This window comes from Maribellus sp. CM-23 (assembly GCF_021354595.1).
In the GTDB taxonomy this organism is placed as follows: Bacteria; Bacteroidota; Bacteroidia; order Bacteroidales; family Prolixibacteraceae; genus Draconibacterium.
On the sequence record NZ_JADWYJ010000001.1, the window covers coordinates 1,409,818 to 1,433,517 of the forward strand.

The 23,700-nt window shown below is 45.5% G+C and carries 26 protein-coding genes; 13 read left to right on the plus strand and 13 right to left on the minus strand.

Going from position 1 to position 23,700, the window contains the following annotated elements:
• Window positions 1-34: 34 nt before the first annotated feature.
• Entirely contained in the window at window positions 35-1,636 is a 1,602-nt protein-coding gene (locus INQ51_RS22490; protein ID WP_262909854.1) for a hypothetical protein, read from the minus strand.
• Window positions 1,637-1,736: 100 nt separating this feature from the next.
• Between INQ51_RS22490 and INQ51_RS05575 the strand changes: the two genes are divergently transcribed.
• The 7 genes from INQ51_RS05575 (at window position 1,737) to INQ51_RS05605 (ending at window position 6,741) form a co-directional block, all read left to right on the plus strand.
• Complete coding sequence (locus INQ51_RS05575; RefSeq protein ID WP_233376890.1) at window positions 1,737-2,390, plus strand: HAD-IA family hydrolase; 654 nt, start codon at window positions 1,737-1,739, stop codon at window positions 2,388-2,390.
• 47 nt (window positions 2,391-2,437) lie between these two features.
• Complete coding sequence (locus tag INQ51_RS05580; RefSeq protein WP_233376891.1) at window positions 2,438-3,655, plus strand: hypothetical protein; 1,218 nt, start codon at window positions 2,438-2,440, stop codon at window positions 3,653-3,655.
• Window positions 3,656-3,665: 10 nt separating this feature from the next.
• On the plus strand, window positions 3,666-4,568 hold the full coding sequence (locus INQ51_RS05585; RefSeq protein ID WP_233376892.1) for an LD-carboxypeptidase: 903 nt from the start codon (window positions 3,666-3,668) through the stop codon (window positions 4,566-4,568).
• A gap of 74 nt (window positions 4,569-4,642) precedes the next feature.
• On the plus strand, window positions 4,643-5,005 hold the full coding sequence (locus INQ51_RS05590) for a YraN family protein (RefSeq protein ID WP_233376893.1): 363 nt from the start codon (window positions 4,643-4,645) through the stop codon (window positions 5,003-5,005).
• Window positions 5,006-5,093: 88 nt separating this feature from the next.
• Entirely contained in the window at window positions 5,094-5,444 is a 351-nt protein-coding gene (locus INQ51_RS05595; protein WP_233376894.1) for an MmcQ/YjbR family DNA-binding protein, read from the plus strand.
• A 2-nt stretch (window positions 5,445-5,446) separates the two neighbouring features.
• Window positions 5,447-6,532 (plus strand): C1 family peptidase, encoded by a 1,086-nt coding sequence (locus INQ51_RS05600; protein WP_233376895.1) that lies wholly within the window; start codon window positions 5,447-5,449, stop codon window positions 6,530-6,532.
• 2 nt (window positions 6,533-6,534) lie between these two features.
• Complete coding sequence (locus tag INQ51_RS05605; protein WP_233376896.1) at window positions 6,535-6,741, plus strand: RNA-binding S4 domain-containing protein; 207 nt, start codon at window positions 6,535-6,537, stop codon at window positions 6,739-6,741.
• Window positions 6,742-6,748: 7 nt separating this feature from the next.
• Here INQ51_RS05605 and INQ51_RS05610 read toward each other — a convergent pair whose 3' ends face one another.
• From INQ51_RS05610 to INQ51_RS05630, 5 genes are all read right to left on the minus strand, one after another.
• Window positions 6,749-7,150: a hypothetical protein gene (locus tag INQ51_RS05610; protein WP_233376897.1), complete on the minus strand. Its 402-nt coding sequence runs from the start codon at window positions 7,148-7,150 to the stop codon at window positions 6,749-6,751.
• Window positions 7,151-7,386: 236 nt separating this feature from the next.
• Window positions 7,387-8,211 (minus strand): mechanosensitive ion channel family protein, encoded by an 825-nt coding sequence (locus INQ51_RS05615; RefSeq protein ID WP_233376898.1) that lies wholly within the window; start codon window positions 8,209-8,211, stop codon window positions 7,387-7,389.
• Between the two features lie 111 nt (window positions 8,212-8,322).
• On the minus strand, window positions 8,323-8,589 hold the full coding sequence (locus tag INQ51_RS05620; protein ID WP_233376899.1) for an acyl carrier protein: 267 nt from the start codon (window positions 8,587-8,589) through the stop codon (window positions 8,323-8,325).
• 134 nt (window positions 8,590-8,723) lie between these two features.
• Window positions 8,724-9,260: a GNAT family N-acetyltransferase gene (locus INQ51_RS05625; RefSeq protein WP_233376900.1), complete on the minus strand. Its 537-nt coding sequence runs from the start codon at window positions 9,258-9,260 to the stop codon at window positions 8,724-8,726.
• Window positions 9,241-10,170, minus strand: coding sequence for a hypothetical protein (locus tag INQ51_RS05630; RefSeq protein WP_233376901.1), 930 nt, complete (start codon window positions 10,168-10,170; stop codon window positions 9,241-9,243). Before INQ51_RS05630 ends, INQ51_RS05625 begins: the two co-directional genes overlap by 20 nt.
• 58 nt (window positions 10,171-10,228) lie before the next feature.
• Here INQ51_RS05630 and INQ51_RS05635 point away from each other — a divergent pair, with 58 nt between their 5' ends.
• Genes INQ51_RS05635 through INQ51_RS05645 form a run of 3 tightly spaced genes read left to right on the plus strand, consistent with a single transcriptional unit; the run spans window position 10,229 to window position 13,190 of the window.
• A complete protein-coding gene (locus tag INQ51_RS05635) occupies window positions 10,229-11,050 on the plus strand; it encodes a peptidylprolyl isomerase (RefSeq protein ID WP_233376902.1) in 822 nt (273 codons plus the stop codon).
• 3 nt (window positions 11,051-11,053) lie between these two features.
• Window positions 11,054-11,866: a peptidylprolyl isomerase gene (locus tag INQ51_RS05640; protein ID WP_233376903.1), complete on the plus strand. Its 813-nt coding sequence runs from the start codon at window positions 11,054-11,056 to the stop codon at window positions 11,864-11,866.
• Window positions 11,859-13,190, plus strand: a complete 1,332-nt coding sequence (locus INQ51_RS05645) for a peptidylprolyl isomerase (RefSeq protein ID WP_233376904.1) — start codon at window positions 11,859-11,861, stop codon at window positions 13,188-13,190. The genes INQ51_RS05640 and INQ51_RS05645 overlap by 8 nt, the downstream gene beginning before the upstream one ends.
• Here the strand turns inward: INQ51_RS05645 and INQ51_RS05650 are convergent.
• From INQ51_RS05650 to dnaG, 4 genes are all read right to left on the minus strand, one after another.
• A complete protein-coding gene (locus INQ51_RS05650) occupies window positions 13,182-13,805 on the minus strand; it encodes an HAD family hydrolase (protein WP_233376905.1) in 624 nt (207 codons plus the stop codon). The two genes, INQ51_RS05645 and INQ51_RS05650, sit on opposite strands and share 9 nt — an antisense overlap.
• A 450-nt stretch (window positions 13,806-14,255) precedes the next feature.
• The gene (locus INQ51_RS05655; protein ID WP_233376906.1) at window positions 14,256-15,278 is read right to left on the minus strand and encodes an NAD-dependent epimerase/dehydratase family protein; all 1,023 of its coding nucleotides are present in this window, start codon (window positions 15,276-15,278) and stop codon (window positions 14,256-14,258) included.
• A gap of 11 nt (window positions 15,279-15,289) precedes the next feature.
• Window positions 15,290-15,772 carry a pyridoxamine 5'-phosphate oxidase family protein gene (locus tag INQ51_RS05660; RefSeq protein WP_233376907.1) on the minus strand — a complete coding sequence of 161 codons (483 nt, stop codon included), beginning with the start codon at window positions 15,770-15,772 and terminating at the stop codon, window positions 15,290-15,292.
• Between the two features lie 7 nt (window positions 15,773-15,779).
• Entirely contained in the window at window positions 15,780-17,723 is a 1,944-nt protein-coding gene (gene dnaG / locus INQ51_RS05665) for a DNA primase (RefSeq protein ID WP_233376908.1), read from the minus strand.
• Between the two features lie 515 nt (window positions 17,724-18,238).
• Here dnaG and INQ51_RS05670 point away from each other — a divergent pair.
• Together INQ51_RS05670 and INQ51_RS05675 are read left to right on the plus strand one after the other, a co-directional pair.
• Entirely contained in the window at window positions 18,239-18,928 is a 690-nt protein-coding gene (locus tag INQ51_RS05670) for an SIR2 family NAD-dependent protein deacylase (protein ID WP_233376909.1), read from the plus strand.
• A 10-nt stretch (window positions 18,929-18,938) separates the two neighbouring features.
• Window positions 18,939-19,544 carry a porin family protein gene (locus INQ51_RS05675; RefSeq protein ID WP_233376910.1) on the plus strand — a complete coding sequence of 202 codons (606 nt, stop codon included), beginning with the start codon at window positions 18,939-18,941 and terminating at the stop codon, window positions 19,542-19,544.
• Window positions 19,545-19,560: 16 nt separating this feature from the next.
• On the opposite strand, the gene INQ51_RS05680 is transcribed toward INQ51_RS05675, so the two are convergent.
• The 3 genes from INQ51_RS05680 to INQ51_RS05690 form a co-directional block, all read right to left on the minus strand.
• Window positions 19,561-19,986, minus strand: coding sequence for a hypothetical protein (locus tag INQ51_RS05680; RefSeq protein ID WP_233376911.1), 426 nt, complete (start codon window positions 19,984-19,986; stop codon window positions 19,561-19,563).
• A 54-nt stretch (window positions 19,987-20,040) separates the two neighbouring features.
• Complete coding sequence (locus tag INQ51_RS05685; protein ID WP_233376912.1) at window positions 20,041-20,862, minus strand: hypothetical protein; 822 nt, start codon at window positions 20,860-20,862, stop codon at window positions 20,041-20,043.
• Between the two features lie 225 nt (window positions 20,863-21,087).
• Window positions 21,088-21,789, minus strand: coding sequence for a ComF family protein (locus INQ51_RS05690; protein ID WP_233376913.1), 702 nt, complete (start codon window positions 21,787-21,789; stop codon window positions 21,088-21,090).
• A 355-nt stretch (window positions 21,790-22,144) separates the two neighbouring features.
• On the opposite strand from INQ51_RS05690, the gene INQ51_RS05695 reads away from it, so the two are divergent.
• A complete protein-coding gene (locus INQ51_RS05695) occupies window positions 22,145-23,677 on the plus strand; it encodes an SUMF1/EgtB/PvdO family nonheme iron enzyme (RefSeq protein ID WP_233376914.1) in 1,533 nt (510 codons plus the stop codon).
• The last annotated feature ends 23 nt before the right edge of the window (window positions 23,678-23,700 follow it).

The following is a 23,700-nucleotide window of genomic DNA, read 5'->3' on the forward strand; positions in this document are numbered from 1 at the left end:
AGTTGTTTTTCAGAACGTCAACAAAGACATTTTTTCAGAATCGATCGTGCAGATTTGTTTCACTTTGCCGGGTTAATTCATCCCCGTAAAAGAAAAATTCTTCGGTTGCTTCCTCAAAAATATAGCCACTGTCTCCGTCCGGTCCGTTGTAGCCCCGCGCACCGTCGAGTCCCCTTCTTCCGGAAAATCCGTTGGGATTACCGTTACCACCGCGGCCTCCCTGCCCTCCGGAACCCGCTAAACCTCCCGATCCTCCGTAACCACCGACTGTTTCCGCTTTAATATGATCGCGGTAAATACGAGCGTCATCGGTAAAATAGAGGTGAATATTTCCGCCAAAACCTCCCGGCGCCCCAAAGCCGCCGCTTCCTCCGAAACCACCGTCACCGCCGTCCTCTCCGGGCCCCTGACGCCGTTCCTGCACCTGGTATTCTTCTTCCACATCGCGGTAAACCGTTACTTCCTCTGAAACCTGTTCTCTTACCGTTTCCTCTTTTCCTTCGCTGTTGATAATCTTTTTCTCCACGGTTTTTGCCACGGTTTCCTTAAACGGCTTACGAACCATTCTTTTCTTCGTTACTGTTTCATACCACACACGGCCATCGGCTCCATTTCCTCCGCTGCCGCCGTTACCGCCATTTCCTCCGCCACCGCCGTTACCGCCCGCCGATTCAACATAAAAGCTTCCTCCATCGGGGTTGATTAAGTATTTGTACTCTTCTCCGCTGTTAAAATTCTGCGCATATACATACAACATATTGCACAACAAAGTGGAATCAAAATACATATCCGTCCAAACTCCAATGTCCGGCCCATCCTGACCGGGTTCACCATCCTGTCCGTGCCCGCCGTGTTCTCCGTTGTATCCCGAGCTTCCGCTGGTTCCGCTAAAACCACTAAAACCGCTTGATCCTGACATGCCACGGAGACCAAGACGATACGCGTGCCGGTAATCCAATGCCAGTGAAAATTCCTGGTATAATTCGGGGTTTTGTTCTGCCCAAACCAGTAAGCCTACCCGGTGATCAATCACCTTTTCAAAATCCGGTTCAATTTTAAATTTCCCTCTAGAAAAGGAGATTCCATCGAAATCCAGGTACGACGAGAAACGCTCAAAATTAGAACGCGTAACCTTTGTTTTCCTAACGACTCCGTTATTGTAAGTTGAGATTATTTCGCCTGAAAAAGAACATCCGGGCGCCCTATCAAACGCTGATACCGGTGAGAAATCAACCGCTACCTCATAATTCAAGGGCACCAAGAGCTCTTTTGCCAGTTGAGGTTTTTTATGCGGCCATACTTTTAATCGAACGTATTTACCTTTGGAAGGAGCCAGCTCAGCATTCACTTTAACTTTTCCAAACGAACGGCTCTCGCCCCCTACTACTTCCACTTCGTATTTCCAGCCAAAAAGCAAACCTCCGCCGCTATCCCAGGCTTTTATTTTATCGCCTTTTTTTCCATAGGCAACCACTCCAACCGAAAACGTTTCTCCGGGAAGTACCAGTTGATTTTTATCAAAAATAATTTGAATGGAATCGATCTTTTTTGCAAATATTCCGGCTTCTGACCGTTCAGTTGCTATCAATGCCAACAGCATCAACAACCCTGCAATGCGTAAGTAATTGTTTTTCATGGCTAGTCGTTTTTTTGTCAAACGGTCTTAACATAAATTCAAAAACTGTTCCGCAATTGGTATTTCTTCAGCGATCGCTTACCTTCGCGTTTTTTTAACAATGATACAATTCACTCACATCATTTTCGATCTCGACGGTACCCTAACCGACAATACCCAGGGGATTATTAATTCGTTGAAATATGCCTTCAATCGCTTGCAAATCGACGATTACCCGGAAGACAGACTGAATGATTTTATAGGGCCACCCCTGCAATGGGGTTTCAGTCAGCTGTTTGGGCTAAACGAACGCAATACCCGGCTGGCCGTGGAATATTTCAGGGAATATTACAGCGAAAATGGCTGGCACCAGAACATGCCTTACAACGGGATACAGGAAATGATGGCCGAACTCGACAACCAGGGAAAACGCATGTACATTGCCACTTCAAAATTCGAAAAATACGCGGTTCGGATTATGGAGCATTTTGAAATGGATAAATACATACTTCAGGTAAAAGGTGCCGACTACAAGGGAGAGAAAGCCAGCAAGACACAGATTATTACAGATCTTTTACAGATGCAGCAACTGGCTCCGTCTGAAGAGATTGTTATGGTGGGTGACACTTTGTTCGATATTGAAGGCGGAAAACAAAACGGTTTGTCAACCATTGCAGTTGCCTACGGTTTTGGCAAAGAGCACGAGCTAAAAGCGGCACAACCCGATTTTTATGCCGAAGATGTGGAAGAACTTTATGACTTACTGATTCGTTAATAAAAACTGTATCGAATACGATTCAACAATCCTAAAAAGCATTTGAAATGTTGAAAAAACTGATTCTTTTCTCACTGATTATTGCCTTTTTTTCCTCGTGTGAGAATCAGGCAAAGAAAGACGACCACACCCTGAAAACATTGAATGAATACCTTCATGCTTCTCCGGATAAGATTTTGGAACTGCAAAGCGAAATTTCTGCGCAAGCTGCCAAACAAGCAGAACAGGAAATTCACTCGTTTATTGAGAACAAGCTAAAAACAGTTTACCGGGCCGAATGGGACAGCATGAAACTGGTTTACAACGACAAAGAACTACGATTTAAATACCGGAAGTTTGGTGAAAAACCGCCACAGGGCTGGAGTTTGTATATTTCGATGCATGGCGGGGGAAATACCGCTCCTGAAATGAACGACCAGCAATGGGAAAACCAGATCAACCTGTATCGCCCAAAAGAAGGAATTTATTTGGCACCACGGGCGCCCACCAACACCTGGAACCTTTGGCACGAGTCTCACATCGACGTACTTTTTTCGCAGCTCATCGAATTGGCCGATGCTTTTGAAGACATCAATACCAACCGGGTTTACCTGACCGGATATTCTGCCGGAGGAGACGGAACTTACCAACTGGCGCCCCGAATGGCCGATCAGCTGGCGGCTGCCGCCATGATGGCCGGACATCCAAACGATGCTTCACCGCTTGGCCTGCGCAATCTTCCTTTTGCCCTTCACATGGGAGCTGAAGACGGTGCCTACAACCGGAACAAGATCGCCGCAGATTGGAAGATCAAACTCGACTCTCTGCAGAAACAGGATCCGGAAGGCTATATTCACGATGTGCAGATTCACGAAGGTAAAGGCCACTGGATGGATCGAAAAGATACGGTTGCCATCAACTGGATGGCACAGTTTACCCGCAATCCGTTCCCGCAAAAAGTGGTCTGGAGACAAAGCAGTGTAACGCACGATCGTTTTTACTGGCTGGCCGTTCCGGCCGGAAGTGCGCAAAAAGATGCCGAAGTAATAACAACAGTAAACGACCAAACCATTACCATTGAAAAAGCAGAATTGGTGGACACTTTATTGATCCGTTTAAACGACACGAAGATAAACCTCGATCAAAAAGTAAAGGTGTTTTATAACGGCCAGCTTTTGTATGACGCAGTTCCTGTCCGCAATGTGGCAACCATCTGGAAATCGCTCTCCGAAAGGAACGATCCGGAACAGGTATTTTCTGCACAAATTGAGGTACATTTGAAGTAAACTTCTTTCTATGATTCAGCCATCACCCATCCAACCGGGATCAAAGATCCGCATTGTTTCTCCTGCCGGAAAGATCAGTGACCAGTATGTTTTGCCGGCGGCAGAATGGTTGCAGGACCAGGGCTACCGGGTGGAACTGGGCCGGCATGTTTTTTCCAGCTACTATCAGTTTGCCGGTACCGACGCACAGCGCTACCACGACTTACAGGAAGCCCTGAACGCCCCTGATTGCGATGTGATTCTTTGCTCGCGCGGAGGTTACGGAACGGTTCGAATTATTGATAGACTTGATTTTACCGGTTTTCTGGAATCGCCTAAATGGCTGGTTGGCTTTAGTGATATTACGATTCTTCACTCCTGCCTTAACAATTACGGAGTTCCCACCATTCACGGGGTAATGCCGCGGTATTTTATGGATGAATCGGGGCAGCCCGGCGAAAACCTGCAAAGCCTGATGCAGCTGATCACCGGAAACGGCGCTCACTATTCGATCCCGTCACCGGAAGCCAACCGGAAAGGCAAAATAAAAGCCGAATTGGTGGGTGGCAACCTGTCGATCATCAGCAGCTTGCAGGGAACCAGTTACGATCTGGACACCGACGGTAAAATACTTTTTCTGGAAGACATTGATGAATTTCTGTACCATACCGACCGGATGATTCACCAGTTAAAATTAAGCGGAAAACTGGATAAACTGGCCGGACTTATTTTGGGCGATTTTACCGACATGAAAGACAATGAATCGCCTTTTGGAAAAACAGTACAGGAAATTATCTGCGAGGCGGTGGAAGATTTTTCCTATCCTGTTTGCTTTGGATTTCCGGCAGGTCACGACAAACGCAACCTGGCACTGATGTTTGGGAAAGAATGGGAGCTGAATGTAGGACATGAAACTACAACACTAAATCATTAAATATAATGCGATTACAAATCGCATATCCCTTTTTACAACTTTGAACACTGAACTTTAAACTCTAAAATCAACACATGGTTAGCACCCGCGAATTAGGAGAAATTGCTGAAGGCCTGGCAGTACAGCACCTCGAAAAACTGGGCTGTCAAGTACTGGATCGCAACTGGTACCACGGGCACCTCGAACTCGACATTATTGCCCGCGATGCCGATGAGCTCGTAATTGTGGAAGTAAAAGCCCGCTCGGGCTTGCGCTACGAACACCCTTCGGAAGCCGTTACAAATACGAAAATAAAACGGATTGTTGAAGCCGCTGATGCCTACATCATTCAAAATGACATTGAGTTGGATACCCGTTTTGATGTTATCACCGTAATTTTTGTTGACCAAAAATTTGAGCTGGAACATTTCAAAGATGCTTTTTATCCTACCATGTAAACAAATTAACAATCTGCCGCTTCGCCCTTCTTCCATCATTTTTAAGTTATACTTATTCTGCTAAATTTAGGCTTTCAAAATATTTGGTATGAACATCGAAGAAGTCAGGGAATATTGCATTGCCAAAAAGGCGGTAACCGAAAGTTTTCCGTTCAACGAAACCACGCTGGTTTTCAAAGTCATGAACAAAATCTTTTGCCTGCTCAGCCTTGACGACATTCGGATCAGTCTTCGGAACGATGCCGAAAAAAACATCGAACTCCGCGCACATTATCCGGCCATCATTCCGGGCTATCATCTAAACAAACAACTTTGGAACACCATCGAACTGAACGGAACCGTACCAACAAAATTATTGTGCGAACTGATCGATGAATCCTACGAAATCATACTAAAGAGCTTACCCAAAAAATTACAGGAAGAATATAAAAACTCATAAGCATGTCGAAAATACTATCCCTTCTTATTGCATTATTATTCATCAGTCCCGTCGTTTTAAAAGCCCAGGACGAGCAAGAAAGTTTCACGATTGTAAAAGAAATAAAACACACCCCCGTAATAAACCAGGGCAGTACCGGAACATGCTGGAGTTTTGCCACCACCAGCTTGCTGGAGTCGGAAATTATGCGGAAAGGATTCCCCGAAACCGATCTTTCGGAGATGTTTTTTGTGTACCACACCTACGAAAACAAAGCAAAAAATTACCTGTTTTTTCACGGAAATAACAATTTCAGCCAGGGCGGACAAGCACACGACGTGATGAATGTACTGCGGGAATACGGCATGTTAACATTTGATGCTTTCCCCGGCGAAATGCAGGATGGCCGCTACAAACACCGCGACCTGGCAGCTCAGCTCGAATCGGAAGTAAAGGCACTCAACAAAAAGAAAAGCGACGAGTTTGACGCTTCGAACCTAAAAACACTGGAGCCCATTCTCAAAAAAGGACTGGGAAAACTGCCGGAGAAAATTAAAACCGATGATGGAAAACTCACAGCAGCGGATCTACGTGATCATTTTAAACTGAATCCGGAAGATTACGTTGAACTGACATCGTACACCCATCACCCGTTTTACCAGTCGTTTGCCCTGGAAGTGCCCGACAACTGGTCGCACGACCTGTACTACAATTTACCCATCGACGAACTGATGGAAGTGATGGATCATGCCCTGAACAACGGTTACAGCGTCTGCTGGGACGGCGATACCAGTGAAAAAAACTTTCAGCACAAAAAGGGAAAAGCCGATCTTCCGGAAAAACAAATCGGAAAAGTGGACCAGCAACTTCGCCAGGAAACCTTTTACGACCGCTCAACCACCGATGATCATTTAATGCACCTGGTGGGTATTTCAAAAGACTCCAACAACAGAAAATGTTATTACACCAAAAACTCGTGGGGCCCCGACAGCAATGAATACGGCGGATATTTACACATGACAGAAGATTACGTACGTTTAAAAACCGTTGCCATTCTGCTTCACAAAGATGCCATTCCGGCGACTATCAAAAACAAACTAGGACTCTGATTATGCGTGAATTTAAACTCACAGAAGACTACATTGAGCTGGTGAAGCTATTGAAGTTGCTCAGGATTGCTCAAACCGGTGGCCACGCCAAAATAATCGTTGAAGAAGGCGAGGTAATCCGTAACGGAGAACCCGAATACCGGAAACGCGCGAAACTGGTAAAAGGAGATATTATTGAGGTGGCAGGAGAAACTATTAAAGTGACCTGAACTCTTTTCAGGAAGCCTCGGCAACCAGCATCAGGGCTTCCTGGCGTAAAATGCCGGGCAACTCCAACTGGCGGCGTTCGATGCTTATCAGCCACATTTTAATTTCATCGTTTTTAAGGGTATACAAAACATCGCGGAATTCATCGATCTGTGCATCGTTGTATGCATTGGCGGCAATGCCCTGAAAACGGTCCAGCTCCTCATCTTCGAAATACACAATCTTTTCCGGATTTTGCAGCATCTCTTCCACTTCGCAAACCTCGTGGGCCCCGCAACAATCGGTCGGGATGTTTACGCTTTCTTCCTCCGGAGCCTCTTCTTTGTTTTTTCCTGAAAACTTATTGCTGAGCCAGGTAACAAGGGCAACCAAAACCCCCAGTGCCAGTAGAATTCCGAGTATAATTTTCATGACAATCCTTCAAATTTTGTACTTGAACAACAATTCAAAAACAGATTTGATTAAAGTCTTTGATTTTTGAGCCCACAAATGTAATCGATTTTTCACCGACAACTACTGCGAAAAGTTATTTCCCTGATAATGTTCTTGTTTTATTTACAAGCGCTAAGTCATTCGGCCTCAAGCGGCAAAAGAAAAAGGCCGCCGGATACTAACCGACAGCCTTTCACTCCTAACCTGGATAAAGATTATTTCTGAATATGTACATCCATTTGCGGGAAAGGAATGTTGATTCCTTCTTCAGCAAAGGCTTTGTAAACTTTTTCGTTAATGTCAAAGAAAATTCCCCAGTAATTAGCAGCGTCGGCCCAAACACGCACCACCAGGTTTACCGAACTGTCAGCCAATTCGCTTACGGCAATAAACGGCTCCGCCGGATCATTGATAATACGGCTGTCGTCTTTTATCAATTTCAGCAATACTTCTTTGGCTTTATCAACATTGTCGCCATAGGCTATCCCAAAAACAAAATCAACACGTCTTTTCGCTTCGGCCGAATAGTTGACCATTGATCCGGTTGAAAGACCGCCATTTGGTATAATGATCGTCTTATTATCCGGTGTTTTAAGAATGGTGTTGAAGATCTGAATCTCGCTCACACTTCCTGCATGTCCCTGCGCATCAATGTAGTCGCCCACTTTAAATGGTTTAAAAGCCAGAATCATCACACCACCGGCGAAGTTTTGCAGCGTGCCCGAAAGCGCCATGCCAACCGCCAAACCGGCTGCACCTAAAATGGCTATAAAAGAAGTCATCTGCACTCCCATCATTCCAATTACGCTTACCCACAACATAATCTTTAAACCAATTCCGATCATGCTGTTGAGGAATCCGCGCAACGACGGATCGACGTTTCTTTTTTCAAACCGCTTTCTCAAAGCACTGCGAATGATCGAGATCACCCACATACCCACAATCAGGGTTATGATGGCACCAATCAATTTCGGGCCGTACACCACTATCAGATCATAAATCTGTTTCGAAATGTTTTCCAGGTTCTCCATATTTTCCATAAAATGTATTTTACTGTTTTTTACTAACTCAAACTACAAATTCTTTTAGAGAAAGTTCATAAAAAAAGGGATCCAATTTCTTGAGATCCCTTCTATTCACATAAATTTAAACTAGTTACTCAGATAAATTAACTCTCCCCGTAAATAATGGAGAGTGTCGTTTACGCTTCCAAATTTGCTTATTTCCTCATCCTTCACCGAGATATTAAATACACGTTCCAGATAATAAGTAAAAATGGTCCAGTCAACTTTGTCAAACTTCAGATCGTCGATAAATGTAGCGGTCAGGCAGATGTTTTCTTTTGTAACACCTGTTTTCCGCAAAACCCTGTAGAGGTTTCTTCTTATCGATTTCTCTGCCGGAACATCTGTCTTCATATTGCTTTTTTAAAATTCGAACAAATGAATTTTCGGGTCAAAATTATAAATAATCCATCAGTTCTCTATACTTTTTACGAAATAAATTCATTTTTACTTCGGAACGAGAAACACACGAGGAAAAATTTTCTCCATCACAAGGGATCAGAAGCCAAACGACTGTATATCTTCAAGTTCAAATAACTCTTACCATGCAGTTCCCCGGCACGCTCGGTCCCCTCCAATGTAAAGTTGAGTTTGCGTGGAATGGCCTCGCTTTTCAGGTTGCCCTCTGCCACCTTAATTTGGACCCTGTTTAGTTTTAGTTTCTGAAATGCATACGAGAGCAGTTTTTGCACACAGGCCCCAATAATTCCCTTCCCTTGCATGGGCTGCGCCAACCAGTAACCGATTTCAGTTTTTTTGTTAATCCAATCGGTATCTTTAAAACCCACCAGACCGGCAAACGCCTCGTTGTACCAGATACTAAAAATCTCGTCCTTCACATTTTCCGGCGAACTGATACTTTCGATAAATAACTCAGTGTCCCTCACCTTTTTTGTGAAATTCACAAAAGGCAGCCATTCTTTCAGGTATTCACGGTCGCGCTCGATGGTTTGAAAAATAACCGGAGCCATGGACGTTTTTACCTTTTCAAGCCTGATTTTGTCGTTAATTCGAATGTGTTCCATGGGCTAATTCGCGTAAATCAAGTAAAAAAATCTGCTGTTTGAACGACTTTGTTTCCTCGCAGGAAATCAGCACCGTATCCTTGTTCAAAAAGCTAACTCCTTCGGCCTGGGCTCTGTCGAGGTTCTCCAGGTAAATGCATTGGCTGTTTCCCTGTAGAAAAGCGGTGCCTTCAAAATCAGTAAACAGCCACAAATAAGTTTTCCAGTTCTCGTACTGCAACAACGCCAGTGTTTTTCCGTCGGGGCTAAAATCGGCACCCGTTACCAGGCCACGCGTATTAAACGACTCATCGGACTGCAGTTTGTATTTCCCACTCTTAACCGGCAGCTGGTAATGTTCCGTAATACGGTCTTTCCAGTTTTTACTGAAAAGCTGCAACTTTCCGTCGTAAAAAGCCATGGCTTCGCAATCAAAAGGGGTTCCGTTTACCGGCGAAGCAAACGATTGCTGGCTTTCGTATTCAAAGGCAATTTGCTCTGCTTTAACTTTCTGATGTCTTTCGTTGTGAATGTCTTCTTTTCTGATTTTATAAACACGCAGGTTTTGCCTGTCGCCCCGGTTGTTTCCAAAATCTCCGATATAAATGTGTTCTTCATCCTGCGTAATCGATTCCCAGTCTTCGTTTCCGGAATTTTCTATTTCAACTTCCATTACCAGACCGCCGCCTTTATCACAGGCGTACAAAACGTTTTTGCCGCCACTGTCGTTAAATCCCCAAAACAGGTCGCGGTACACCAACAACCCGGACATTTCCATAAGGGACTCGGGCAGTTCAGGAATAAACGGCTGAACCTTTGCAATAGCCGTAACAAACGAAACGTCAGCCTTCGTCCCCTCGTTTCCCTGCGCAAACCCCCTATCGGAAAAAAACAGGAACAAGATCGACAAATGCAAGAGTATTCTGGTCATCTTTATATCTTTACAGGAATTTTAAGAAGTGGGTCAAGTTAAACAAATTATCATTCAGATGAAGAAGTTTGCCGTTTTAGTGTTCATTTTGCTTGCCGGTCTGGGCATCTCGTGCAGCCATGCCAATAAGGCATCGAAAGAAACGCGTGTATTGATTAAAACTGATTTTGGCAATATCACGGTTAAGCTTTTCGACGAAACGCCGGAACACAAAAAAAACTTTTTGAAACTAGCCGAAGAGGGATATTACAATGGCCTTCTCTTTCACCGGGTAATGCAAAACTTTATGATCCAGGGCGGTGACCCGGATTCGAAAAATGCTGCTCCGGGTGCCCGTCTTGGTGCCGGCAACCCGGGTTATACCATTCCGGCCGAATTTGTACCCACATACTTTCACAAAAAAGGTGCTTTGGCTGCAGCCCGTACCGGAGGTCCTTCCAACCCGGAGAAACGCTCCAGCGGATCGCAGTTTTACATTGTTCAGGGAGAGGTTTTTACTCCCGGAAAACTGGACACAATGGAAATGATGATGAACAGCCGGACTAAAAACCAATTTTTCCAGGACCAGTTCAAGGCATCCAGCGAACAGCTTGATGAATTCCGGAAAAACAACGACCAGGCAGGTTTTAATGTCTGTGTTGCCGAAATTCGCGCAAAGGCCGATAGTTTATGGACTACCCACAATAAGCAATCGTTTACACCCGAGCAACGCGAAGCCTATACCACCATTGGCGGCTATCCTTCGCTCGACGCGGAATACACGGTATTTGGCGAAGTTGTGGAAGGGCTGGACGTGCTGGATAAAATTGCCGCTGTAGAAACCGACCCGAATAACCGGCCCAAATCAGATATAAAAATGGAGGTAGAGGTAGTAAAATAAGGTATGATCAGATTTAGTTTAATTCTTTTATTCGTTTGTCTTTTAAGTTCGTTTTCGCAGGCGCAGTCAACCGTAGTGGAGATTTCCACCAATGTGGGTTCCATGAAATTCAGGTTGTACGACGACACGCCCAAACACAAGAATGCTTTTATTGAGTTGGCCCAAGAAGGTTATTACGACGGAACTCTCTTTTACCGCGTTATCCAGAATTTTCTGATCCAGGGAGGTTCCAAAAGCTCGAGAAATGCTCCTCCCGGGAAAAGAATCGGATACGGTGATCCCGACAAAACTGTCGACGACGAAATTCTGTCAAAATACTTTCACAAAAAAGGGTCGCTTTGTGCCCCGCGCCAACCCGACGAAGTAAACCCCTTTAAACAATCCGACATCTCTCAATTTTTTATTGTAAAAGGAAGTGTGATCACCGAAGGAGCACTCGACACCATGGAACTGGCTGTAAACCGTCCCATCCGAAACAAAATCATCCAAAAATACATGACACCCGAGGTGCGGGAAGAACTCAAACAGCTAAAAGAGGAAAAGAAAGTAAGCGAGTTTCGGGCACTGGCCGATCAGCTTAAGGCCCAGATTGAAACGGAATATGCCCTCGACCCGGATGTTTTGACTTTTTCAGATGCTCAACGTAAGGCTTACACTACCGTTGGCGGCTACCCCGAACTGGATGGGAAATACACGATTTTTGGTGAGTGCATCGCAGGATTTGATGTGATCGATAAGATTGCCGCATTGAAAACTGACAGCAATAACCGGCCGTACACCGATGTTGTTATTAAAGTAAATATTCTGGATGAATAGAACAGTTGCCATATTTGTGTTAGCCATTTTCCTGGCTGCCTGCGGGGGAAAAGAAAAGAAAACGCAGGAAGTTGAACAAGAGAAAGCAACCCCGCAAACGGAAGCTCAGCAGGATAACAGTGAATGGGAGACAATCCACGCTTCGATAGCCTCCATTGAATCGTTTGACGGAACACGGATACTGGAAACCGGGCAGGGCTTTTTTGTGGGCGAAAATCTGCTGGCAACCAAGTATTCGCTGGTAAGCCAGGCAAGCAACGTAAAAGTGAAACCTTTCGACGAAGACAAAACATACACGGCAGATAAATTTGTGGCTTTCGACCGCATCAATGATCTGATCATCCTGCAGGTGGAAGGCATCAAACGCACTCCGGTCCAGCTTTTTGAAGGAAGCCTTCCCAACTTTACAAAATCGATGTATGTGGCACCCAAAACGGGCAAAACCATTCAGCTTTTCTCCGGAAAAGTGCTGAATCTGGCCAACGTAAAAGGAAGCAAACTTTACCGCCTCTCCAATGTGATCCGAAAATCACAGTTTGGCACCCCTATTTTTATCGAAAGCAAAAAAGCCATTGGTGTGGCCTATTCTGCAACGGTTGATTTTGAACAGCAGAGCTTCGCCATTCCTGCCATGTTTATTTCCGACATGCTGAAAAAGCAAAAAACACAACCCGAGTCGCTGGCGGCACTAAGCGTAAGTACCAATGCCGAAACAGCCGCAGAAAATGCCAAAATAAAGGGGCTTGTGCTTGAAACCGATGCCGGGAACATTACCATTCAACTGTTTAACGAAACACCTGAATACCGCGACAATTTTATCCGTCTTGCCAAAGAACACTATTTCGACAGTTTACTCATTCACCGGGTCATTTCCAACTTCGGGATACAAAGTGGCGCCGCTGACACACGCTATGCTCAACCCGGCGAAAGTGTGGGCTGGAAAGGCCCGGGCTATACGATTCCGGCGCACATCGTTCCCGGATTGTACCACAAACGGGGCATGATCGGGTCACCGCGAAAGCCGGATACACAAAACCAACGCCGCCGTTCCGACGGATCGCAGTTTTACATCGTTTCCGGAAGAAAATATTTCGACAATGAATTGGACGAGCTCGAAAAGCAAAACAATTACCAATTCTCGGCAGAGCAGCGCCAGGTGTATAAAACCGTGGGAGGCGCACCGCATCTCGACGGTTCGTACACCGTTTTCGGGAAAGTCACCTCCGGAATGGATGTAGTGGACAAGATTGCCAAAGTGGAGACCGATCAGCGCTGGCGACCGGTAAAAGACATCCGGATCAAACAGGTACGAATACTAAAATAAATCGGCCATTTCCATCCCGTCTTCCAGCCAGAGGACTTTTAACCCGGTCTCTTTTGCAGCAGCTATGTTCTTTTCCAGGTCATCAACAAACAATGTCTCTGCCGGATTGACTTGCGCCAACTCTATCACTTTTCCAAAAGAAGCCGGATCCGGCTTACGCTTTCCAATCTCGTGCGAGTAAAAATCCTTTTCAAACAACGAGGGAAACGCAAATCCGAATTTCTTTTCGAAATCGGCATGCATATGCGAAATATGAATGGCATTGGTGTTACTGAAAAGAAAAACCCTGTATTTCTTCCGAAGTTCCTTTAGCGCCTCAACTCGCTTCCGGGGAACATCGCCAATCATGGCACACCAGGCCATGTCAATCTGCTGATCCGATGCATCCGGGGTGTTCAGAATCTCCCGGACCTTTTCCCTAAATCCCGCGGGAGATATCTCCCCTGTTTCCAATTGATAAAACGCCGGATCGGCATAAGCCTGCTGCCGGTTAAGCACATTCCGGCTTAAACCCAGTTCGTGGAATGCCCGGATCGAAGCATCAAAATCAAGGTTCAGCAATACTTTTCCCAAGTCAAAGATTATGTTTTGGATATTCGAGAGGTCTGTCTTCATTTTTTGTCAAATTTATAGACAAACGAAGATAGGCATACAAAGGTATTTTTTAACAATACTCTCAGACTTTTAAACAATTTTCGCTCAGAAAAACACCCGTTTCTTTTTCCAGTCTGCTTATAAATAAGTTAAAATCAACTCATTTACATAATTTCCCTGATTAAAAATTTGGAAATCTCGCCGCAGAGTCTTTATTTTACCAGCACAAACCCTTATTTTTTATCTTTTTGTTTTTTATTATGGGCAGCTTTTTGGACAAGAGTTGCCCCCTTTTTGTATATATGCGAAAGAGTTTGCATAAAAGAAATTACAAAGCGACTACTTATTGAGAGAACCATAAAGATCTGAGCAGCGTTGCATAAACACTGATTCAGCCGCCTGAGAGGGCATTTTTTATCGGGAAAATAAAAAATTAATGAATGTATGAAGAGCAGGTTTATCCTGCTCTTTTTATTTATAGTCGTTTAAAAGACAGGAAGCAGTAAACCGGATCGTGTCGGAAAGCGGCGTATAATCAAAATCCAAGGTCCGGGTTATTTTTGATCCGTCGTAGTTATGAAGCTCGTTTCTTCCGGTAGCCACTTCGCGTGTAATGGCAGCCGGTTTTCCTGTAAAAAGACTCCCAACGGTAGCAGCACGCCAGGCAATGCCGGTCATAAAATCGGATGCAAAAACCGAAGGCCTTGGTTTATCGAGTGCATCCGCAATCTGGAAAAAGACGTTTTGGTAACTCAGATTCTCTGCATTTAACAAATAACGCTGGTTTTTACATTTCTCAAAATTTTCGGGAGCCATCGATGAAACCATTGCCCGCACCACGTCTCTTACATCCACAAAACCGGTAGTGCCTTTCGTATAGAATTTCATTCCGTCCCAAATGGTTTTAAAAAACTTTGCACTGCCACTTTCCCAGTTTCCGGGGCCAAAAATAATCGACGGGTTAACGATCACCGCATCCATACCTTCTTCTATTCCGCGCCAGATTTCGGTTTCAGAATGAAATTTACTATCCGAGTAAGCCGACATTTTCTTCGAAGGGACCCAATTGGTCTCCTCGGTAACCGGCTCACCGTTTTCCGCCTTTCCGAGAGCCGCAATCGAACTCACATGGCAAATCTTTTTTACACCGTTTGCCAAAGCTGCATTTACCAAATTGGCGGTTCCTTCCACATTGGAGTGGATCATTTCCTGCCGCTCCTTTTTCCGAAAGGAAACGATGGCAGCACAATGGTAAACCTCAGTAACACCTGCCAGAAGCGGCTCCAGCGAATAATAATCCAGAATATCCGCGTTTACCCATTCAATCCGGTCAAACAACTGCTGTGGATTTTCAACATAACAGGAGAATGTTTTTATTACCTGTTGCAGGTTGCTTGTTTCCCTCTTTAGTGCGCGCACCTTTTTCCCCTGCCTGGTAAGCTCCAAAAGCAGGTGTGCTCCTACCAGTCCGGTTCCTCCTGTTACAAATATCATAGAAAAATACTTTAGCTATTCCACGGAGTAATGGCTTTTGCTCCAAATTCCTTTGCTCCGAGAGCACTGATGTGCACCTTGAAAATCCCAACGTTTTTTACAGCCGGTGTTCCAAATTTAAATTCGCGGTCGCTGTATTGCTTCATCAGCAGTTCGAGGCACCGGTACTTCTCGTCAAAATCGTCAATAAACTCCACCGTTCCTTCCAGTACCACCGATTTCGATTTCACCCGGTAACTACACCCCACCTGAACATCCTGCCACGCCAGCTCTTCTCCCAGCGTCCAATTAATGCAAACGTTCGGATTTTTCTGAATGCTTTCCCACATGCGGCCTTCCTGCGCCGAATGCAAAATGACCACCTCCCCGTCCAAGGCAAAATTCATGGGTAACACATACGGCTTATCGTCCACCGACGTGGCCAGGTAGCAGGTCTTGCAGGCACGAATCACCTCTTCAATCTCGTCTTTTTTCTCAATATTATATGTTCGCATTATCCGGTCAGTTTATTATTCGGTTTCCCAACTGGCTCGAGAGAGACTTTTCAACCCGCTTCAGGTTCATATACAAGGATTGCTCTTCAATTACCCGTTCAAAATCCCCGGCGGCGTTTGCCTCATCAATTGCCTTTTCAATTCCCGACAACATGGCTTTTACCTTGCTCAGTTTGTATTCATTTACAATGCGCGGAATCAGCAAATCCAGAATATCCTCCTCTTTTTCGGTGAAAGCACCAGCCTTTGTCCAGCGCTTACTTTCAATGTATTTGTCTGAAAGCAAATCGGTGGCCAGCTTGCTTACCTCCCCGTTGGGGTGATAAATAAAGTATTTCCACGAATCGAAGGCTTCATTTTCAATATTGTCGGCCATTTCGTAAAAGATCTTCTGAAACAAAGGGTTTTCTGAAACCAGTTCATCTTCTTCGATTTCAGCCACCATAAAATCTTTCACGGAAACCGCTACTTTTTCGTCGCTGTCTTTTTCCTTGAAATAAATGAGGGCATTGGCGTGTTTTAACAGAAAGCGCAAAAATTCCAGTTCCTCCGTTTCAAAACCGGAAGGTACCGGTGTCGCCGTAATGGCAACCTTGGGAGCCGGACGCGACTGTTGCTCCCTTGTCTCCCGTTTTTGAAAATCGTCGTTTTGCTTCTGCTTCTGTTTGCGTACCTCGTTGTACAACACCTCCTCGTCCACTCCCAGCAGGTTGCTGCAATCCTTGATGTACACCGACCGCGTAATGGAATCGGGAATAACAGCCACCGAACGGATCACATCGCTGATCAGCCTTGCACGAGCGATCGGGTCATTTTCGGTGTCCTTCATCAAAAGCTGCGTTTTGAAGCGGATGAAATCGGTTTCGTGCTCCTTGATGTACTCCAGAAAAGCACTGGCTCCCATTTTCTTGGCAAACGAATCGGGATCTTCTCCATCGGGCAAAAGCAACACTTTTACGTTCATCCCCTCCTCCAGCACCAGGTCGATCCCACGCAGCGAAGCTTTGATACCGGCTGCATCGCCATCATAAATAATGGTGATGTTGGGCGTAAACCTCCTTACGAGCCGGATTTGTTCGGCAGTAAGTGCGGTACCAGAGGAAGCCACCACGTTTTCAATACCCGCCTGGTGCATCGACAAAACATCGGTGTATCCTTCTACCAGGTAAGCTTTGTCGGTTCGTGTCATTTCACGCTTCGCCTGATAAATGCCGTACACCACCTTGCTTTTGTGGTAGATTTCCGACTCGGGCGAATTGAGGTACTTGGCCGTTTTCTTATCATCTTTCAGAATACGGCCTCCAAAAGCAATTACCCGGCCTGCGAGGTTGTGAATCGGAAAGATCACCCTTCCCGCAAAACGGTCGCGCAACCAGTCTTCGCGTTTGATGGTAAGTCCTGTCTTCTCCAGGAAATCGATCTTGTACCCTTGTTTGAGTGCCGCATCGGTAAACGGTGTCTTCCCGTCGGGAGCATAACCCACCTCAAACTTTTTCATTGTTTCGTCGCGAAAACTGCGCTCCCTGAAATAACTCAACCCAATGGTACGTCCTTCGTTTTCTTCCCACAAAAAACGGCTAAAAAACTTCTGTGCAAAACCCGAGACGATCATCAAACTTTCACGTTCGTCTTTTAACTGTTTTTGCTCTTCGGTTTCCTCCTCCTCTGCAACCTCAATGCTGTACTTTTTGGCCAGCCATTTGAGTGCTTCCGGGTAACTCAGACTCTCGTGTTCCATGATGAAGTTCACGGAGTTACCGCCCTTTCCGCAGCCAAAACACTTAAAAATGCCCTTGGCCGGAGAAACCGTAAACGAAGGTGTTTTTTCGTTATGAAACGGACACAATCCCAGCATGTTAACACCCCGTTTCCGAAGTGTTACAAACTCGGATACCACATCCGAAATCTCGGCTGCATCCAGTATTCGTTCTATGGTAGCATGATCGATCACGAATGCAAATGTAGAGATTTCAAATTAAGATTCCGGTTAATTTTATGAACACAGGGAAGGACGGGAAGCAAAAATCTGCCCTTACCACTTCAGAGCCTGCCCGAGTCGCCTCCGAACCTACTGCGCGGGGTAAAAAGGCGACACGAGTCGGTAATTTGCCGACTGCAGTCACCTCCGAAGCGACTCCGGTCAGTAAAAAGCCGACTGCAGTCGCCTCTGAAGCAACACGAGTCGCCTTTTTGCCGACTACAGTACCCTCTGAAGCCCGACGAGTATGTTTTGAAGTGGGGAGGGGTACTTCGGAAGTACCCCTCCCCACTTCCGAAGTACCCCATTGGACTAAAAATGTCCCTGTTTTCGTATTTTTCAATCCCCCTGGAGTGCAAAGCAAAAAAACACGGGACAACCATCGCCGACGGCATAAAAACATATTTGCCAGGAGTAAACCGATGATTCACGATTTTTTTCTTCAGCGAAATTGTATTTTTGAATAAAAGAAAAAGACGATCCTCTAAATGAAAAAGAAACTGACAGTACTTTCAGGGGCGGGCATGAGCCAGGAGAGCGGGTTAAAAACCTTTCGCGACATGGGTGGATTGTGGGAACAATACGATGTTACCGAAGTGGCCTCGCCCGAAGCCTGGGAACGCGACCCCTCGCTTGTACTTCGTTTTTACAACCAGCGCCGGAAGCAACTTTTTGAAGTGGAGCCCAACGCCGGCCACCTCGGAATTGCCGAACTAGAACAGCGGTTTGACGTGGACGTGGTAACCCAGAATGTGGACAACCTGCATGAACGCGCCGGAAGTTCCCACGTTTTACATTTACACGGCGAACTGATCAAAGCCCGAAGCACCGTCGATCCCTTCCTGGTTTATGAGCTCGACCACTGGGCCCTCGATTTGGGCGACTTGTGTGAAAAAGGCAGTCAGCTCCGCCCGCACATTGTGTGGTTTGGCGAAGCGGTGACTGAAATACCCAAGGCCGTCCGCATTGTTGAGCAAGCAGATATCCTGGTGGTTATTGGCACCTCGCTGGCGGTTTACCCGGCGGCAGGACTGGTGAATTATGTGCAAAAAGGCACCCCCATTTTTGTGGTCGACCCGGGAAAACCAGCCGTTCACCAACCCAATGTTTTTTACATTCAGGAAAAAGCGGGCAAGGGAGTGGAGCTGCTACTGGAAGAACTCAAAAAATTAATGTAAATTGGCACTAATGAACAGAACGTTACTCATCCTATTCTTTCTGCTGTTTGCCAACATTGCTTTTGCGCAGCGTTTTGATGCAGGCCTCATCGTCGGGTTCAACGGCACCCAGGTGGAAGGCGACGCGTTTAAAGGCTACAACAAAATGGGCGTGCTGGCGGGCATTTTTGTACAAACCGACATAGCACCAGCCATTTCCGCCGGGATGGAAATTAAATACTCGCAAAAAGGATCGCGCAAAAGATACGATCCCAAAAAACCGGAAGTGGAAAAATACATCATGCGGCTTGGCTACATCGATATCCCGCTGTTCCTGTCTTTTCGCACCAACGACCGAAGCGTGATTGTCGGCGGGATATCGCCGGGAGTTCTGATCCATTCAAAAGAAATAGGCTCGTACGGCGAGTTCCCCAAAGAAGACCAACACCCTTTCAATACCTTTGACCTGCAACCTTTTGTTGGCTTTCAGTTCGATTTCCTGGAACGAGCTGCTGTCGATCTGCGCTTTGCCTTATCGGTGGTGCCTACGCGCAACAAACCCGAGGGAACCACTTCGTACTGGCTCAACAACCAGTTCAACAACGTCATTTCACTGGCGCTGTACTACAAGCTTTAATTGAAAAAACGGGAAATCAGCTGTTGACCATCCACTTCGAAAATACATCGAGGTAGTTCCAGAACGACATCAGCACATTCTCCGGCAAATCCAGTTTTTTCAATACTTCGCGGTAACAATTCAACCATTCGATGCGGGCTTCGGCCGTGATCTGAAACGGACGATGGCGTCGGTTCATCTGCGGCATTCCGCGGTGTTGATTGAAATAATCAGGGCCTCCGCAAATCTGGATAAAAAAATCGGCCGAATGCTCCTTGGCTTTTTCCAGGGCAATCGGATTTTTGGGAAACAAATGTTTGATCGGGCTTTGCACCACTAAATCGTAGTGATCGCTCACCATTTTCCGCATCCCCTCTTCCTGCAACAGGGTAAACATATCGTGCATGGGCATGGGAACATTGGGCCGTACGCCCGGGAAATATTTGCTGATTATGAATTCCATCTCTATTCTTTGTTCTGAAAACAAAAATTTGCTAAAGATGTTGAACCGACGGCCTTATTTTCCAAAAACCCATCCAATCCTGATTCCGGAAGTCAACGCAATGGGAAATTCGTCGGGAGCCACGATAAAGCCATAAGGCAATCCACTGTAATCATCGGCACCAAAACCATAACCGACACCCACATAAGTATCTACAAGAAATGAATTATCGAAAACCCATTGTTTTCCAAACTTCAACATAAGTGCCACCGTGGTTTTCTGTTCTCTCTTGTCAATATGATTGGAGTGATAATTACCTTCCCCATCGTAATAGTAATCGTAATGCTCTTCATCGTATTTCATGTATCGCAAAGCAATTTCGGGAGCAAAATAGGCGCCTTTCAGAATGTGTGAATAATGCATGCGGTATTGATAGTAATCGGGGTTCCGCATAAATTTCCAGGCAAACTTACCATACACCCCCGCCGGATCAATCTCCTGAATGTCGTTTCCAAGTCCAACAATACCCAAAGCTACCTCCCACGATTTACCGGGTTTTACACTCTTCTCATAAACCAATTCAGTGGTACCAAACAGTGGCGAAAGGAAATTAATTTTCAGCGCCTGTTTTCCCTGGTTCGCGTAATATTCCGGATCATTAAAGGAATTACTTTCAATGGTAATCACTTCGCCGGTTCCAAATTCGATCCGGTCAACCAGCGCCTTATCGATTCCAAACACTAGCTTGGGGCTCTCCTGGTAATAGTACTTTACCTCGTCGGTACCTACTTCGGTTACCTTACAATTAATAACTTCGCTGTTTTTCTTAATGATTTTGTCTTGTGCCGATGCGGCAAACAATACGATTAGGAAGATCCCTGTCAATAGTGTTTTCATCTGTTTAAATGTTTGTTGTTAACTACATTTCGCGGCCTGCACACCTTCATCCTTTACACTGAAAAGAAACGAACTGCCCATGCCGGCATTGCGAGTAACTTGTTTTCCGGTTTTTGGTGCTAATTTATGGTTTAACATATTACCAACAAAGTACATTTTATCTTTTTTGTGGTTTGAATCTTTGAGCGATCTTTTTAAGGTCTGAAAATGTAAAGAACTACCACCTCAGAAATCGGCAAAAGCCAGCGTGGCAATGCTTACTTTCACTCCGTCAATTTTCAGCAGTTGAAATGCACAGGCTTCAAGTGTGGAACCGGTGGTTACCACATCGTCCACCAATAAAATGTGCTTCCCTTTCAACTCTTCGGCCCGGTAAATATCAAAGATGCCTTCCACGTTTTGCCAGCGTTCAAAGCGGTTTTTGCGCGTTTGCGTTGCAGTAAATACTTTTCGGTAAAGATTATCTGACACCACTGGCTTTCCCAAAGCCTCAGCCATTCCTCTGGCAATGTAGAGGCACTGATTGTAGCCCCGTTTTTTCTCTTTTTTCGGATGCAGCGGAACCGGAATCAACACATCGATTGCCAAAAATGCTTCGGATTCCGCCAACCTGTAGCCAAACTTGCGTCCGGTTTCAACGCCCAGCTCTTTCATTCCTTTGTATTTAATATAGTGAATCAACTGCTGGTAGTTGCTCCCTTTTCGGTACGAGTAAAAAGCAGTGGCATTTTCAATCCTCACCCTTCCCCAGAAAAGCTGTTCTACCTTATTTTCGGGTTGCAAATGGAAATTGGTTACCGGTAAATCGTACCAGCATTTTAAACAAAGGAACCTTTCCTGCGAAATAAGTCTTTCCCCGCAGGTAACGCACAGTGAGGGAAAAAACAATTCAACCAGATCAGAAATGCCATGTTTGAGCCTGTTCATAGCCATAAGTTACGAAATATTCTTACGCCTTTTTATAGCTTCCCGGCAGTTGTTTACCAGACCTTAATCAACATTTAATGCTTTTGTAATCACTCTGATACAGACAGACCAAAACATATTCCCTACCTTGCAGGTACAATTATTTCCCTTTATCTCTCTTGTATTCCTATCAAGAATTATCCACGGGTTGTCGCTCTCCGGCAACCTTTTCTTTTTTCCGCTTCCTCTTTAAATACCAGCCGAACAAATCCAACTGGTGTGTTATAAATAATTGAAACCAGTACAGTTGCATAAGATAAAATCCTTAAATTAGGCCCACTTAAATCAAACATATTACCTGATAAACTATTACCAGATGTTCAGAAAATTTGGCAATTATCTCAGAAAGAAACTTTTGCTGGTTCTTTTCCTTGGTTTTGTGGTCGGAATTTTGATCACAGTCTATGCAAACAAAGCTATCGAAGTCACTTCAACAAACGAGTCGTGCGAAATGTGTCACGTCCATCCGCATGTTACTGAATCGTGGAAACTCTCGGTACATTACGACACCCGCGTAGGAATACAAATTGGTTGTGTCGACTGTCATTTACCCCCTAAAGGAGAAGGCTATCTGAAAGAAAAAATAAAAGCTTCGGCACGCGATCTTTACGGTTATGTATTTAAAGACTCTGCCGATTTTAACTGGGAAGCAAAATCAAGCCTGGAGCAGGCACAACATCATGTTTTCAAAGCTTCCTGTGTGAAATGCCATTCCAATCTTTTCCCGCTTACACTTTCGCAAAAGGGACAGGATGCGCATTTGTATTATTCTCAAAACGAAGAACAGCTGAGGTGTATCAACTGTCACCTCAACGTAGGGCATTACGACCCGAAAGCTTTGCACGCCAAAAACGTGGAATTTGGAAGCACCGGTGCCGAAAACCTGGAGAAGTTTACCGAACCGGCACAGGTTACCGCTTTGGAAAATTATACAGAAACGATTCCGGGAACTACCATTTCATTTAATATGAAAGCTATTCCGGGAGGAAGCTTCAAAATAGGAAGCCCCGAAGACGAACAACTTCGGAAAGCCGATGAAGGTCCGCAGAAAACGGTAAAAGTAAGCCCGTTCTTTATGGCCGAAGTGGAGGTTACCTGGAGCGAATACCTCGCTTTCTACACCGCTACGGCAACCGAAGGAAGAACTTCGGATACAGAAGGTACACGTGCCAACGCCGATGTGGATGCGATTTCGGGACCAACACCGCCTTACGGGCAACCCGACCAAAACTGGGGGCTGGGAGACCGGCCAGCGATTACCATGAGTTATCATTCGGCTGAAACCTATTGCCGATGGCTGTCGCAGGTAACCGGTAAAACCTATCGCCTGCCCACCGAAGCAGAATGGGAATACGCAGCCCGTGGAGGAACAGAAACTCCTTATTTCTTCGAAGGAAACCCAAAAGACTTTGGCGACAAAGGATTTATCGGAAAACTGTTTGGGAAAAGCAGTGAAACCATCAACGAATACGTGATTTACGAAGACAACAGCGGGCTAAAAACCGGCAAACCCGACCAGGTGGAAGCCAACCCGTTTGGGCTAAAGAATATGTTGGGAAATGCGGCTGAATATTGCCTCGACTGGTATGCTGAAGACAGTTATGCCAAACTTCAGGACGGAGCCACCGACCCGAAAGGCCCTGCTAGCGGCAAGGAGCGGGTAATTAGGGGCGGAACGTTCAAAAGCCCGGTTGGCGAAGTGCGCAGTGCTGCCCGCGACCATACACAAAGCGAGGCCTGGTTAAAAACCGACCCACAGATTCCAAAGAGTATCTGGTGGCTTTCTGACTGTAATTACATCAGCTTTAGAGTGGTGTGTGAATTCGACGACAAAACAGGCAAGAATTAAACATACTATATTCCTAAATTACA